We start from the raw sequence: 14,095 nt of genomic DNA on the forward strand, positions 1-14,095 counted from the left end.
CCCGACGCACCCGAGGGGGCCCTGGAGGCCTCGGCGCCCGGCGTGCCTCGGCCTGGGCGTCACTGGTCGCGGCGGTGCACCGCGAACACCGCGACCGTGCTCGCCAGCAGCGCCCAGAGCGCGTAGACCGTCCAGGCTCCGGAGACCGTCCACGGGAAGAGGACGGCCGCATGGAGATCCGAGGCCGACAGCCGCTCCCACGCGCTGAAGGGCAGCGTGTGCTGGAGCACCGCCGTCAGGTGACGGCGGTCGCTGAGGACCATCGGGAGCAGGAGCAGCACCACCACGCACCCGATGACGGAGCCCCCGGTGTGGCGGATCACCGAGCCGATCGCCAGGCCCGCGAGGGCGGCCACCGGCGCCAGGAGTGCGGAGGCCACGACGAGGCGCACGGCTCCGGGGTACGCGAGGGATATGGAGGCGTCCCGGCCGGAGAGGATCGCCTGCGTCGAGGCGAACGAGGCCAGTGCGACGAAGGCGCCGAAGACGGTGGTGACCACGGTGAGGACGAGGGCCTTGGCGGCCATCAGCGAGCGGCGGGCCGGCACGGCGCTGAACATGGTGCGGATCAGACCGGTGCCGTACTCGCCGGTGATCGACACGGCACCGATCGCGGCGACGGCCAGCACCATCACCATGGCGGCGTTCCCCGTGAAGGCGTCCATGAGCGGCGAGCCGTTGGCGATGAAGGACTCGCGGCCGTGCTCGTCGTACTGGTACCAGTACTTGTAGTGGTCGTAGGCCGTGCCGGCGTTGAACGCGATGACGGCCAACGCGGTGAGCGCGTACATCCAGGGGGTGGAGCGCAGCGACCGCGTCTTGAGCCACTCGGCGGCCACAAGGTCGCCGAAGCGGGCGCGGGGTCCGTCGTCCGTCACCCGGGCGGGGGGCGCGGTCGTGGCCGAGGGCGTGGGCGTGGGCGTGGCCGAGGGCGTGGGCGTGGCCGAGGGCGTGGGCGTGGCCGAGGGCGTGGTCGTCCGGGGGGTCATCGGGGGTCTCCTGCGAGGTATTCGACGCTGTCCGCGGTGAGTTCCATGAACGCCTCCTCCAGCGAGGCTCCGAGCGTGGTGAGTTCGTGGAGCAGGACGCGGTGGTGCAGGGCGAGTTCACCGATGCGGGCGGCGGTGAGCCCGGTGACCGTGAGCCGGTCCCCGTCCGGGACCACCTCGGCGCCCTCGGCGGTGAGCAGCGGGGTCAGGGCGGTGGTGTCGGGGGTGCGTACGGTCACGCTGAGACGGGAGCCCCGGGCGGCGAACGCGGTCAGGCTCTCGGCCGCGATGAGTTCGCCGCGGCCGATGACGACGAGCCGGTCGGCGGTGTGCTCCATCTCGGTCATCAGGTGGCTGGAGACGAACACGGTGCGGCCCTCCGCGGCGAGCCGGCGGAACAGCCCGCGCACCCACAGCACGCCCTCCGGGTCGAGGCCGTTGAGCGGTTCGTCGAAGAGCAGCACCGGCGGGTCCCCGAGCAACGCGGTCGCTATGCCCAGGCGTTGGCGCATCCCGAGGGAGAAGCCGCCGATGCGGCGGCGGGCCGCCCCGGCGAGGCCCACGTCCTGCAGCAGTCGGTCGACCCGGGCGCGGGGGATGTCGTTGCTGCGGGCCAGCATCCCGAGGTGGGCACGGGCGGTGCGGCCGCCGTGGACGTCGCCCGCGTCGAGGAGGGCGCCTACGTGCCGCAGTCCGCGCGGGTGGTCGCGGAACGCCCGGCCCTGCAGGGTGGCCGTTCCGGCGGTCGGTTCGACCAGGCCGAGCAGCATGCGCAGGGTGGTGGTCTTGCCTGCCCCGTTGGGTCCGAGGAAGCCGGTGACCTCGCCCGGCCGTACGGTGAACGTGAGGTCCTTGACGGCGGTGGCGGCGCCGTATCGCTTGGTCAGTCCGTTGACTTCGATCACGCCCTCAACATTCCTGCCCGCACCCCCCGTGTGTCGTCGGACCAGCGGTGACAGCTGTCGGGGCCCGGTGTCGACCGAGGGTGTACAACCGTGGCCCGATGCCGGGCCGGGGCGCGCTGGCTACGATCGGCGCATGTCCCCAACGCCCTCGCTGCCCCGACTCAAACGCGTGCCGCCGGGCTGGTGGGTGGCGCTGGCCTGGTACGCGGGCGTGCTGCTCACCTTCCTCGTGCGGGCGCGGCTGCCCGGCGAGTACGAGCCGTCCGTCCGGGCCGGGGTCCTGTTCTACCGGTGGGACGGTGTGCTGACCCAACTGCTCGCCACGGCCCTGGCCGCGGGCGGCTGCGTGGTGTTGGGGCGGCGTCCGTTGAAAGGCCTGGCGCTGGTGCTGGGCGCCGCCGCCCTCGCCACCACGTCGCTGAGCGTGGCGGAGATTCCCCTCGCCCAGTTCCTGGCCGCCGATGTGGCGCTGTACCTCATCACCGCCACCCGGTCGCGCCGGACCGGTCTCCTCGCTCTCCTGATGGCTCTCGGAACCCTCGCGGCCTTCCTGGCCTTGCGGTTGCTGGCCGGGTGGGTCGTCGGTACGTCGGCGGAGCTGGTCGTCGCCCTCACCGCCGTCGTCGCCTGGCTGGTGGGCGGCTCGGCGTACGAGGCGCGCCGGCACGACGAGAGCATGGCGGCGCGGGCCGCCGAACAGGCGGTGATCGAGGAGCGGTTGCGGATCGCCCGCGAGATGCACGACATGGTCGCGCACAGTGTCGGCATCATCGCCCTCCAGGCGGGTGCGGCGGCCCGCGTCGTGCACACCCGGCCGGACGCCGCGCGGGAGGCGATGAGCGCGGTGGAGGCCGCGGGCCGGGAGACGTTGTCGGGGCTGCGCCGGATGCTCGGGGCGCTGCGTCAGACGGATCCGGAGCATGAAGGGGCCGAGCGGGGGGCGGCCTCGCTGCGTCCCGCGGAGGGCCTCGCGGACGTGGAGCGGCTGGCGCGGGCGACGACGGCCGCCGGGGTCCGGGTCGAGGTGCGCTGGCAGGGCGAACGGCGCCCGCTGCCACCGGACATCGACCTGTCGGCCTTCCGCATCATCCAGGAGTCGGTGACCAACGTGGTCCGTCACGCGGCGACCGGTTCCTGTCAGGTGTCCGTCGCGTACGGCTCCGAGGAGCTCGCCATCGAGGTCGCCGACCGGGGCCGGGGCGCGGGCCTCGCCACGGAGCCGGGGTTCCGCCTCGTCGGCATACGGGAGCGGGTCGCCCTGCTGCACGGCGAGTTCAGCGCCGCCCCGCAGCCCGAGGGCGGCTTCAGGGTGACGGTCCGACTGCCGGTGCCCCTCGCGGCGCCAGCGGGGAGCACAGCATGACTGAACAACCGCCCGGAGTCGCGGGGCCGATCCGCGTCGTGCTCGCCGACGACCAGCCGCTGGTGCGCACGGCGCTGCGCATGGTCATGGCCGAGACCACCGACATCGAGGTCGTCGGCGAGGCGGGGACGGGCGACGAGGCGGTACGGCTGACCGCCGAACTGGCGCCCGATGTCGTCGTGATGGACATCCGGATGCCGGGCCTGAACGGCATCGAGGCCACCGAACGGATCGCCGCAGGCCCAGTCACCGCCCATGTGGTGGTCCTGACCACGTTCGACGACGACGACTACGTGTACGGCGCGCTGCGCGCCGGTGCGGCCGGTTTCCTGGTGAAGGACATGGCGCTGGACGACATCCTGGCGGCGGTCCGGGTGGTGGCGGCCGGTGACGCGCTGATCGCGCCGGGCGTCACGCGGCGGCTGATCAAGGAGTTCGCGGGCCGCCCCGCCTCGGCGTCCCCGAGGCGCCCGCTCGCCGCGATCACCGACCGGGAGCGCGAGGTGCTGGTCCTGGTCGGCAGCGGACTGTCCAACACGGAGATCGCCGAGCGGCTCGTGATCAGCGTCGCCACGGCCAAGACGTATCTGACCCGGCTGCTCGCCAAGCTCGGCGCCCGGGACCGGGTGCAGCTCGTCATCCTCGCGTACGAGGCGGGGCTGGTGTCAGCTACCCGGTGACGCGGTACGGGGTTCGCGCTTCGGGGTTCGGGGTTCGGGCTTCGGGGTTCGGAGACGCGGCGGGGGGCCCGCGCGGATCTGTCACCCGGAGACGTGGCGGGGGCCCGCGCGGGCCGCGGCGCCCTCCAGCCCTTCTCCCGTGGCGGACCGCGTCGCCCTACAGCCAGCCCTTCTCCCGGGCCATCCGGACCGCCTCCGCGCGGTTGCGCGCCGCCATCTTCTGGATAGCCATGGAGAGGTAGTTGCGGACCGTGCCCTGGGACAGGTGCAGCGCCGCGGCGATCTCCGCGTTGGTCGAGCCGTCCGCGGCGGTGCGCAGCACATCGCGCTCGCGCTCGGTCAGCGGGCTGGCGCCGTCGGCGAGGGCGGCGGCCGCGAGGGTGGGGTCGATGACGCGTTCCCCGGCGAGCACCTTGCGTACGGCTTCGGCGAGTTGGGAGGCCGGCGCGTCCTTGACCAGGAAGGCGTCGGCGCCCGACTCCATCGCGCGGCGCAGATATCCGGGGCGGCCGAAGGTGGTGACGACGACGACCTTGACGCCGGGGAGGGCGCGGCGCAGTTCCGCCGTCGCCTCGATACCCGTCATGCCGGGCATCTCGATGTCGAGGAGGGCCACGTCGACCTGGTGCTCCGTGGCCGCGGCCAGCACCTCGTCACCGCGGGCCACCTGGGCGACCACCTCGATGTCGGGTTCCAGGCCCAGGAGCGCCGCGAGTGCCTCGCGCACCATGGACTGGTCCTCGGCGAGAAGAAGTCTGATCATGCTCATTCCGGGGATCCTAGGCCGGATCCGAGCGGAACGCTGAGGACGGCGGTGAAGCCCTTGCCCGAGAGGGAGTCGGTGGCCCGGGTGGTGAGCGTCCCGTCGACCGTGGCGAGGCGCTCGGTGATGCCCGTGAGCCCGTTGCCCCGCGTCGTCCCGGCTGCGCCGCGGCCGTCGTCGGCGACGGTCAGTTCGAGGACGCGTCCGTCGAGGGTCTGGCGCGGGGCGAGGGTGACCGCGCAGCGCCCGGCGCCGCTGTGGCGCACGACGTTGGTGACGGCTTCCCGCAGCGCCCACGCGAGCACCTCCTCCGCCTTCTCCGGCAGGTCCTCGGGGGCCTCGGCCGGGATGTCGGCGGTGACCCCGGCGGCGGCGAGGGCCGTCCTGGCCCCGGCCAGTTCGCCGGGGAGGGTCGGCCGGCGGTATCCGGTGACGGCGCTGCGTACGTCCACGAGGGCCTGGCGGCTGACCTGTTCGATGTCGGCGACCTGCGCGGCCGCCTGTTCCGGATGGCCGGGGAGCATCCGTCCGGCCAGTTCGCTCTTGAGGGTGATGAGGGAGAGGGAGTGGCCGAGCAGATCGTGCAGATCGCGGGCGAGGCGCAGCCGCTCCTCGTTGGCGGCGAGTTGGGCGACGGTGGCGCGGGCCTCCCGGAGCTGAATCGTGGTGCGGATCATCTGCCGTACTCCGGACATCGCGAAACCGCCGAGGAGCGCGGGGAAGACCAGGGCCGTGATGATCTCGCGGGGGTGGTCGCCGGTCAGCCCGATGCCCACCAGTACGGCGGTGACGGCGGGGATCAGCCAACGGGCGGTCCGCATCGGCAGGGTGGCGCCGACGGAGACCGACACGTACACGAACAGGACGAGCCAGGACGTGCCGAACGTCAGGGAGAGCAGGACGGCGAGGGCCCCGAGGAAGACGAGGGCCGCGCGGACCCGGAAGGGGTCCAGCGCCTTGGAGGTGTGGCGGTAGACCAGGACGAGATAGCTGCCGACGAAGACCAGCAGGCCGAGCGCGCCGAGCACGGTCGCCCACGGGGTGTGGTTGCCGTCCGCGAGGTCCTTGACCGGCGCACTCATGAAGGCGAGCCAGATGCCGATCCACAGGAGCTTGATCCCGGCCTGTTTCGCGCCCGTGGGCGGGCGTCCTATGCCCACGGGCATCTCGTCCTCGTTCACGCTTTCAGGGTGTCCTTCCGGTAGAGCCAGGCGGCGCCGCCCGCGAAGAGCAGGAAGTAGACACAGAGGATGGCGACGTCCTTGGCGTCCGGGGCGCCGCCCATTTCGACGGCCTGGCCGAGTGCAGCGTACGCGTGCGTGGGCAGCCACTCGGAGATGTTCTGGAGCCACTGCGGGAAGGTCGCGCTCGGCATCCACAGACCACCGAGGATCGAGAGCACGAAGTAGATGATCATCGTGAGGGGGCGGACCGCGTCCCCGCTGGCGATGTATCCGATGGCGACCCCGAGCGCGGCGAACACCAGCGAGCCGGCCCAGATGACGCCGGTGAGGGCGAACCACTGCCAGAGGTCGAACCGTACGTGCTTCGCCGAGGCCGCGACGAGGAAGACCACCACGATGCAGGGCAGCGTGACGATGGCCGCGCCGGCGATCTTCGCCAGCACGTAACCGCGGCTGGGCAGGGCGGTCAGCCTCAGCTGGCGGACCCAGCCCTTCTCGCGCTCCTTGGCGATGCGTTCGCTGTTGCCCATCAGGACGGCGGTGAGCGCGCCGAAGGACGCCATGGAGACCATGAAGAAGGACTGCAGGGTCAGATCGGTGTGCGGCACCTTGTCGGTGGTGTTCTGGGTGCCGGAGATCAGCAGGTAGATCACCGACGGGTAGATGACCGAGAAGAACATGAACTTCTTGTTCCGCAGGGTGCGGGTCACTTCGAGCCTGATGAGCGCCCACGAGAAGAAATTCAGCATGCGGTCCTGGCCTCCTCGGCCTCGGTGATGGCGACGAAGGCCTGCTCCAGGCCGAGTCCGGCGACTTCGAGCTCGCGCGGGTAGAGACCCAGGCCGTAGACGGCGTGCACGGTGGCGTCGGCGTCGTGCGACTGGATTCGGACGCGGTGGCCGGTGATGTCGAGCCTGGAGAGGAACGGAAGGGCGCGCAGGGCCTCTTCGTCGACCGGGCCCTCCAGCTCGAAGGAGATCCGGCGGGCCCCGGCCCTCGCCTTGATCTCGGCGGCGGTGCCGTCGGCGAGGATCCGGCCCTTGTGCAGGACCAGGACGCGGTCGGCGATGGCGTCGGCCTCTTCGAGGTAGTGCGTGGCGAACAGCACGGTACGGCCCTGGTCGGCCTGCTCGCGCATGGTGGCCCAGAAGGCCTGGCGGGCGCTGACGTCCATCCCGGTGGTGGGCTCGTCGAGCACGATGAGGTCGTTGGCCCCGGCGGTGGCGAGCGCGAACCGTACGCGCTGTTCCTGGCCGCCGGAGAGCTTGTTGACCATGCGGTCGGCGATCGGTGCGATGCCGGCGCGGGCCAGCACCTCGCTCACCGGGTAGGGCCGGGGGTGCAGAGCGCAGACGAGCCCGACCAGCTCCCCGATGGTGACGTCCTCCATCAGACCACCGGACTGCAGCATGGCGCCGACACGGCCGGCGGCGATGGCCGCCTGCGGGGTCGTGCCGAAGAGGCGGACCGTCCCGGAGTCGGCGGTGCGCAGGCCGAGGAGGAGGTCGAGGGTGGAGGACTTGCCGGCTCCGTTGGGGCCGAGGAGTGCCACGGTCTCGCCGGGGTGCAGGTCGAGGGTGAGCCCGTCGACGGCACGTACGTCTCCGTAGGCCTTGCTGACCTGGTCGAAGCTGACCACGGCCGTCTTCGCCGCGGTGACTTCGGGGGCTGTCGTTGTCATGCGACCAGCCTGGCGCAACGGGGGGCGCGCCCGGCAGGGTCACGGGTCGTGGATCCGGGATGACAGATGTCATGCGGTACGCGTGACGGCGGCGGGCGGAGAGGCAGGGGCAGGCGGACAACCGGACAAGCAGACAGACAGGCAGACAGACAGGCAGACAGACAGGCGGGCAGACAGACAGGGGATCACGCCACCGCCCCCGGCCGGAAGTCCGGTCGGGGGCGGTGGTGTGCGGTGGTGTGCGGCGCTGGTGGCGTCAGCCGTTGCCGTCGAGGTCGATCGTGACGGTGCGCTCCGCCTCGGTCTTGCCGAGCAGCGCGCCCTTCATGGCGAAGGCCACGTCGTCGGGGCCGACCTGGTGCTTCGTACCGTCGCCCTTGGTGACCATGATCCCGTCGAAGACGCTTCCGCAGAGCTCTTCGATGGCCTTCTTGTCGTAGTGGTCGACGAGCTTGCCGTCGACCGGCACCATCGAAAGGATCTTCGGCAGCGACTTGGCCGGGCCGAAGGGGATCTGCTTCGAGCCCGCCTTGATGACGATCAGGCCGGACATCGCGGGCTTCGCGAACTCCTTCATCGCCCGGTCCAGTTCGGCCTGGCTGATGGTGGGTTCGCTGGTGGTGACGGGCAGCTGGACGGTGTTCGCCTTGCCCGTCTCGACCTGGGCGCGGTAGGCGTCGCGCACCGACACCATCGACTGGTTGACGTCGAGCGCCTTGCCCTTCTTGCCGGGGACGGCGACGGCCTTGCCCGGCAGGAACTTGATCGTGCCGTCGCTGGCCGAGCCGGATGCGCCGGCCAGGTCCTTCAGCGCGACCCCGAGCTTCTCCTCGTCGACCGGGATCACCGGGTCGACGACGCGCTCGCTGCCGAAGAGGGAGCCGATGACGGAGACGGGGTTGTAGTCGCTGCCCGCCGCGGCCCGCACGGTCGCCTGGCTGTCCAGGGTGAGTCCGGCCTTGTCGGGCGCGAGCTGCGTCTTCTTGCCGTCCACGGACAACTGGAGCGGCGCTGTGGACCGCTCACCGAGCGCGGCGTCCAGCTTCTGCACCGCGTCGTCCCTGGTCCCGCCACCGATGTCGACGCCGAGGACGGTGGTGCCCTTGGGGACGTCGGAGTGGTTCATCAGCAGTCCGGCGCCGTAGGCGACCCCGAGCAGACAGACGGCCGCCACGCAGAGCATGACCAGCTTGGAGCGGCCCTTCCTCGCCGGGGCGCTCGGCGCCGCGGGTTCCGGGGCGGTGCGGGCGGCGGGCTTGGGCGCCTGGCCGTCGAACCCGGCCGGTCCGGTGCCCATGGGGCCCGCCGGCTTCCGCGGGCCCGCCTCGGGACCCGGGAAGGGCGAGGGCGCGCCCGAGGAGCGGTGCTCCGGGGGAACGACGGGGATGCCGCTGGTCAGCGTGTCCCCCGAGACGTTGTCCCCCGGGCCGGAGAAGCCGGGCGGGAACTGCGGGGTGAGCACGGCGGTGTCGTCCGACATCCGCGGCGGTACGCCGCCGGGGGCGCCGGGGCCCTGCGCGCCGCCGGGGCCCGCCGGTCCGCCCGGCCCCGGGCCGAACGGCGCCCGGCCGTCGAGGTCCGGGGTGAGGGCCGAGGTGCCGGTGGCCGGTCCCGTGGTGGGGCCGGCCGGTCCCGGTGTACGGACGCCGAGGTTCGGCGTGGAACGGGGTCCGTCGCCGCCGAAACCGTCGGGACCGGGCGCGCCCGGATCACCGCCGTGCTGCGGGCCGTCGGAGAAGTAGGGCAGGTCGGCTCGGGGGACGCCGGCGGGCGGAGTGGCCGGGCCGGAGCCCTGGCCGTCCGGCCGGCCGCCGGGGCCACCGGCCGCGAACCCTGCGCCGTTCGTACCGCCGGAACCACCGGTACCCGGACCGCCGGCCGGGAACCCGGCCCCGTCCGTACCGTCGGCCCGGAAGCCGGCCCCGTCCGTACCGTCGCCCGACGGGCCGCCGGGCGACGTGCTCGCGGACGCGCCCGCCGGGGCGGCGGCCGGGGCCTTGCGCGGCGCGAACCAGTCGCTGCCGCTCTTCTCCCTGGCCGGCTTCTCGGGTGCGGGCTCCGCAGCGCCCGCGGGCTCCCGGGACTCGGGCCCCGGCGCGGCCGGCACCGCCTGCACGCCGTTGGACGCGGGGGCGCCCGGGCGCGGGGTGGAGCCGGTGCGCTCGCCGCCGGAGCCGTCGACGTCGCTCATCGGCGTACGCATGACGACCGGCGGGATGGGGCGCGAGCCCGGAATGTTGATCCGGATACGCGTCGTCAGCGTCGTCTCGGTCCTCGGCTCGTCGGGCTGAGGCGGGTCCGCAGGCTCCGGGGACTCCTCCGGGGCGTCCTGCGAAGGGTGCAGCGACGGATACTGGCGTGATCCGTACGGCGGCGTGCCCGAGGGGTACGCGGCTCCCCCGCGACCCTGGGGTCCGGAGGACGAACTGTCAGTTTCACGACTCAAAGCAGGTTCTCCCGATTGGCTCCGCCGCCCGTACTTCCCCCGTGCCGCAGGCCAGGGGACGGCTCGGCGCGCGAACCACCATACTGGCCGCGGCCGACAGACACCCCGCGACCGGGGGAAACGACTGCGCACCCCCCGGACGGACAGGGGGCATCACGGGGTCGGACGTGGCACATTACTTGCCCGGTCGGCCGCTGTCGGCCCCCAGTTGGGGCGACCGCGACATGGTGGCACAGATCACAGCGACGGCCATGCCGCCGAGCATGAAGAGGGCGAGGCCGATTTCGTCCCCGAAGACGTAGTCTCCCTCGGGTCTTCCACCCAGCAGAAAAATGACTGAAATCAGCCATCCCGCGGCGGGGGCCATGGCCCCCGGCTGGGTTCCCGTGAGGCAGCGGCCGCCGTAGAAGAGGCCGGCGGCCGCCAGCAGGGCCAGCAGCAACCCCCCGGGGAACCAGGCGGATTGGACGAGTGTTCCGGCGATGCCGACGAGTGCGCCGACGACTGCCAGGCCCACCAGGGCGGCGAGCCGGCGCGGGTCGAGGGGAGCGGCCAGACCGGTGGCCGGAATGTCCCTCGGAGGTGCGTTGGTCCGCGCGGCCCGCGGCCTGCTGTCGCTCACCGGTCCTCCTCGGACACGCCCGCGAAGAGATCGTGCTCCCGGGGCGCGCCGCCACCGCCCACCAACTCGTAGTACTCGGTGGTGAGGACGGGCTGGCCCAGGTTGTTCGACAGGGCGAAGAAGGGGCCGTCGAGCGCGATCTGGGTGGCGTGCGCCCGCATCGCCGCGGCCTTCGCCTCGCCGTGTCCGGTGCCGTCGATCTCGGTGGTGACCAGGGCGTCGTCCACCACACCCGGTACGTCGTCGATCGCGGCGATGCCCGGGAACGCGTCGGGGGCGGTGGCCCGCAGCCGGGCGAATCCGTCCTCGGCGACCGAGCGCGGCACCCGGTTCCAGTAGGTCTTGGCGACGGTGTGCGGGGGGCCTGAGCCGGGCCGGTACGCGGGGTCCGCGGCCAGTTCGGCGGCGCGCGTCGCGACCCGGTGCGCCTGGATGTGGTCGGGGTGCCCGTAGCCGCCGTCGGGGTCGTACGTCACCAGGACCTGGGGGCGCACCTCGCGGATCACGTCCACGAGGTGTCCGGCGGCTTCGTCGACGTCGGCGGACCAGAAGGCGCCGGGGCGGTGGTTCTGCTCGGCGCCCATCATCCCGGAGTCGCGGTACCGGCCGGCGCCGCCGAGGAAGCGGTGGTCGGTGACCCCCAGCTCCTTCATCGCCGCCGCGAGTTCACCCTGGCGGTAGGGGCCCAGGGTGTCGTCCCGGTCCGCGGCGAGATGGGCGAGAGCGGGCGGGATGACCTCGCCCTCCTCGCCGAGCGTGCAGGTCACCAGCGTGACCAGGGCGCCGTCGGCCGCGTACCTGGCCATGGTGGCGCCATTGTTGATCGACTCGTCGTCGGGGTGCGCGTGCACCAGGAGCAGACGCCGGGCGGGAAGGTCCGTCATGGGGACCACCCTACGAGCCGCCGGCCCCCGGAGCCGACGGCGGCCACGCTCCGGGCGCCGGAGAACCCCGGGCGGCCCCGGGCGTCAGAACTTGATGCCCCCGATCATGCCGGCCACGTTCGTGGTCAGCTCGGAGATGGTGGGCGCTATGGACGAGCTGGCGAGATAGAAACCGAGCAGCATGCAGACGACCGCGTGTCCGCCCTTCAGTCCGGATTTCCGGATCAGCAGGAAGACGATGATCGCCAGCAGCACCACCGCCGAAATCGAGAGCGCCACGGCGGTTCACCTCCATCTGTACGGTCGGGACGGGCAGCGCGCACGGAGCCAGCAGGTTCTTACCCACCGAGCGCTACGGATCATAACTATCCGTGGCAGGGCATTGATCGGGGCACGGCAGCACGAGGGGCGCACGGAGGGCGGGACGGCCGATAGGTTCGGCCCATGACTTCGCCAGAGATCACCTTCCCGCTGCAGTTGGCGCGGACCATGCGCTTCACCCTCGGTGCGCCGCGGGCGTTCACGGTTTCACCCGACGGTGAACGGGTGGTCTTCCTGCGCTCGGGGTCGGGCACCGACCGCGCGGGCCGGCTCTGGGTGCTGGACCTGAGCGACGGCGCGGCCCCGCGGGAGCGGGTCGTGGCCGATCCGGCGGCCCTGCTGGGCGGCTCCGCGGAGCGGCTCTCGGCCCAGGAGCGGGCCCGGCGCGAGCGCAGTCGCGAGGGTTCGTCGGGGATCGTCGGCTACGCGGTCGACGCGGCGGCCGAGTTGGCGGCGTTCGCGCTCTCGGGGAAGGTGTACGTCGCCGAGCTGCGGGCCGGAACGGCGCGCGCCCTGCCCGTGCCGGGCCCGGTGATCGACCCGCGCCCCTCCCCCGACGGGCGACACATCGCATACGTGTCCAAGGGGGCGCTCCGCGTCGTGGGCGCCGGGGGCGAGGAGGACAGGGCGCTGGCGGAGCCGGAGGAGGCGACTGTCTCGTACGGGCTCGCGGAGTTCGTCGCGGCCGAGGAGATGGGGCGCTCGCGCGGCTTCTGGTGGTCGCCGGACTCGGACCGGCTGCTGGTGGCCCGGGCCGACGACAGCCCGGTGCGGCGGTGGTGGATCGCCGATCCCGCCCATCCGGACCGCGAGCCCGCCAAGGTCGCGTACCCGGCGGCCGGTACGCCCAACGCCGAGGTGCGGCTCTTCGTCGTGGGGCTGGCCGGGGAGCGCACCGAAGTGGTCTGGGACCGGGCCCGGTTCCCGTATCTGGCGCGGGTGCACTGGTCGTCGGACGGGGCGCCGCTCCTGCTGGTGCAGGCCCGTGACCAGCAGACTCAGCTCTACCTGGCGGTGGACCCGGAGTCCGGGGCGACCCGGACGGTGCACGCGGACGAGGACCCGGTGTGGCTGGAGCTGTTCCCCGGGGCGCCCGCGTGGGCGCCGGACGGGCGGCTGGTGCGGATCGCGGACGAGGGCGGGGCGCGGGTCCTCGCGGTCGGCGACCGGCCGCTGACCGGGGCGCAGTTGCAGATCCAGGCGGTGCTGGACATCGGCGGGTCCGACATCCTGGTGACGGCGTCGGCGGGCGAGCGGGCCGTGGAGCCGGAGATCGGCGAGAGCCATGTCTACCGGGTCAACGAACTGGGTGTGGAGCGGCTCTCCGAGGGCGTGGGCGTGCACGCGGCGGTGCGGTCCGGCGGGGTGACGGTCCTGGTCTCCACGTCGCTGGACGTGCCCGGATCGACCGTACGGGTGTTCCGGGACGGGAAGCAGGTCGCCACCGTCGCGAACCACGCGGAGCGGCCCGTCCTGACGGCCCGCCCGCAGCTCACCGAAGGGGGCGCACGGCGGATTCCGTGCGCCGTGATGCTCCCCACCGGCTACAAGGAATCGGATGGTCCGCTTCCGGTCCTGATGGATCCCTACGGTGGGCCGCACGGCCGCCGGGTGCTGGCAGCCCACAATCCGCACCTCACCTCGCAGTGGTTCGCGGATCAGGGCTTCGCCGTGGTCGTCGCGGACGGCCGGGGCACCCCCGGCCGCTCTCCCGGCTGGGAGAAGGCCGTCAAGCACGATCTCGCCCTCACCCTGGAGGACCAGGTCGAGGCGCTGCACGCGCTCGCGGAGCGGTTCCCGCTGGACCTGGGCAGGGTGGGCATCAGGGGCTGGTCGTACGGCGGTTTCCTGGCCGGGATGGCGGTGCTGCGGCGGCCCGACGTCTTCCACGCGGCGGTCGTGGGCGCCCCGGTGACCGACCAGCGGCTGTACGACACCCACTACACGGAGCGCTATCTCGGCGACCCGGCGAAGCAGCCCGAGGTGTACGCGTACAACTCGCTGCTCACCGACGAGGGGCTCTCGCACGCCGCCGACCAGGTCCGGCCGATGATGATCATCCACGGTCTCGCGGACGACAACGTGGTGGTCGCGCACACCCTGCGGCTGTCGTCGGCGCTGCTCGCGGCGGGCCGTCCGCACGAGGTGCTGCCGCTGAGCGGGGTGACCCACATGACCCCGCAGGAGAAGGTGGCCGAAAACCTCCTGCTGCTCCAGGTGGACTTCCTGAAGAGGTCGCTGGCCCTCTAGGGGTGTC

Annotated in this window: 13 protein-coding genes; 3 read left to right on the forward strand and 10 right to left on the reverse strand. The window is 72.8% G+C overall.

The genetic code is table 11. The features are described 5' to 3' along the window. Positions 1-59: 59 nt before the first annotated feature. Both ABZ454_RS26170 and ABZ454_RS26175 read right to left on the reverse strand, forming a co-directional pair. Positions 60-989 (reverse strand): ABC transporter permease, encoded by a 930-nt coding sequence (locus ABZ454_RS26170; RefSeq protein WP_359541405.1) that lies wholly within the window; start codon positions 987-989, stop codon positions 60-62. Beyond that, complete coding sequence (locus tag ABZ454_RS26175) at positions 986-1,894, reverse strand: ATP-binding cassette domain-containing protein (protein WP_359541407.1); 909 nt, start codon at positions 1,892-1,894, stop codon at positions 986-988. Before ABZ454_RS26175 ends, ABZ454_RS26170 begins: the two co-directional genes overlap by 4 nt. A gap of 133 nt (positions 1,895-2,027) precedes the next feature. Between ABZ454_RS26175 and ABZ454_RS26180 the strand changes: the two genes are divergently transcribed. Together ABZ454_RS26180 and ABZ454_RS26185 are read left to right on the forward strand one after the other, a co-directional pair. Next, the gene (locus tag ABZ454_RS26180) at positions 2,028-3,257 is read left to right on the forward strand and encodes a sensor histidine kinase (RefSeq protein ID WP_359541409.1); all 1,230 of its coding nucleotides are present in this window, start codon (positions 2,028-2,030) and stop codon (positions 3,255-3,257) included. Beyond that, positions 3,254-3,937 (forward strand): response regulator transcription factor, encoded by a 684-nt coding sequence (locus ABZ454_RS26185; protein WP_359541412.1) that lies wholly within the window; start codon positions 3,254-3,256, stop codon positions 3,935-3,937. Before ABZ454_RS26180 ends, ABZ454_RS26185 begins: the two co-directional genes overlap by 4 nt. A 157-nt stretch (positions 3,938-4,094) precedes the next feature. Here ABZ454_RS26185 and ABZ454_RS26190 read toward each other — a convergent pair whose 3' ends face one another. The 8 genes from ABZ454_RS26190 to ABZ454_RS26225 all read right to left on the reverse strand — a co-directional run bounded on the left by ABZ454_RS26190 (position 4,095) and on the right by ABZ454_RS26225 (position 11,796). Continuing rightward, positions 4,095-4,706, reverse strand: a complete 612-nt coding sequence (locus tag ABZ454_RS26190; RefSeq protein WP_359541414.1) for a response regulator transcription factor — start codon at positions 4,704-4,706, stop codon at positions 4,095-4,097. Beyond that, complete coding sequence (locus tag ABZ454_RS26195) at positions 4,703-5,881, reverse strand: sensor histidine kinase (protein WP_359541417.1); 1,179 nt, start codon at positions 5,879-5,881, stop codon at positions 4,703-4,705. The genes ABZ454_RS26190 and ABZ454_RS26195 overlap by 4 nt, the downstream gene beginning before the upstream one ends. Next, positions 5,878-6,633: an ABC transporter permease gene (locus ABZ454_RS26200; RefSeq protein WP_356323658.1), complete on the reverse strand. Its 756-nt coding sequence runs from the start codon at positions 6,631-6,633 to the stop codon at positions 5,878-5,880. The genes ABZ454_RS26195 and ABZ454_RS26200 overlap by 4 nt, the downstream gene beginning before the upstream one ends. Continuing rightward, the gene (locus ABZ454_RS26205; RefSeq protein ID WP_356323656.1) at positions 6,627-7,565 is read right to left on the reverse strand and encodes an ABC transporter ATP-binding protein; all 939 of its coding nucleotides are present in this window, start codon (positions 7,563-7,565) and stop codon (positions 6,627-6,629) included. The genes ABZ454_RS26200 and ABZ454_RS26205 overlap by 7 nt, the downstream gene beginning before the upstream one ends. 256 nt (positions 7,566-7,821) lie before the next feature. Then, positions 7,822-10,011: a hypothetical protein gene (locus ABZ454_RS26210; protein ID WP_359541419.1), complete on the reverse strand. Its 2,190-nt coding sequence runs from the start codon at positions 10,009-10,011 to the stop codon at positions 7,822-7,824. 175 nt (positions 10,012-10,186) lie between these two features. Then, positions 10,187-10,633, reverse strand: a complete 447-nt coding sequence (locus tag ABZ454_RS26215; protein WP_359541420.1) for a DUF6113 family protein — start codon at positions 10,631-10,633, stop codon at positions 10,187-10,189. Next, positions 10,630-11,517, reverse strand: a complete 888-nt coding sequence (gene mshB / locus ABZ454_RS26220) for an N-acetyl-1-D-myo-inositol-2-amino-2-deoxy-alpha-D-glucopyranoside deacetylase (protein WP_356323650.1) — start codon at positions 11,515-11,517, stop codon at positions 10,630-10,632. Before mshB ends, ABZ454_RS26215 begins: the two co-directional genes overlap by 4 nt. Positions 11,518-11,601: 84 nt before the next feature. Further along, entirely contained in the window at positions 11,602-11,796 is a 195-nt protein-coding gene (locus ABZ454_RS26225; protein ID WP_356323648.1) for a hypothetical protein, read from the reverse strand. Between the two features lie 165 nt (positions 11,797-11,961). Here ABZ454_RS26225 and ABZ454_RS26230 point away from each other — a divergent pair, with 165 nt between their 5' ends. Then, positions 11,962-14,088, forward strand: coding sequence for a prolyl oligopeptidase family serine peptidase (locus ABZ454_RS26230; RefSeq protein WP_359541424.1), 2,127 nt, complete (start codon positions 11,962-11,964; stop codon positions 14,086-14,088). The last annotated feature ends 7 nt before the right edge of the window (positions 14,089-14,095 follow it).

The organism is Streptomyces sp. NPDC005803 (assembly GCF_040630435.1).
Classification (GTDB): Bacteria; Actinomycetota; Actinomycetes; order Streptomycetales; family Streptomycetaceae; genus Streptomyces.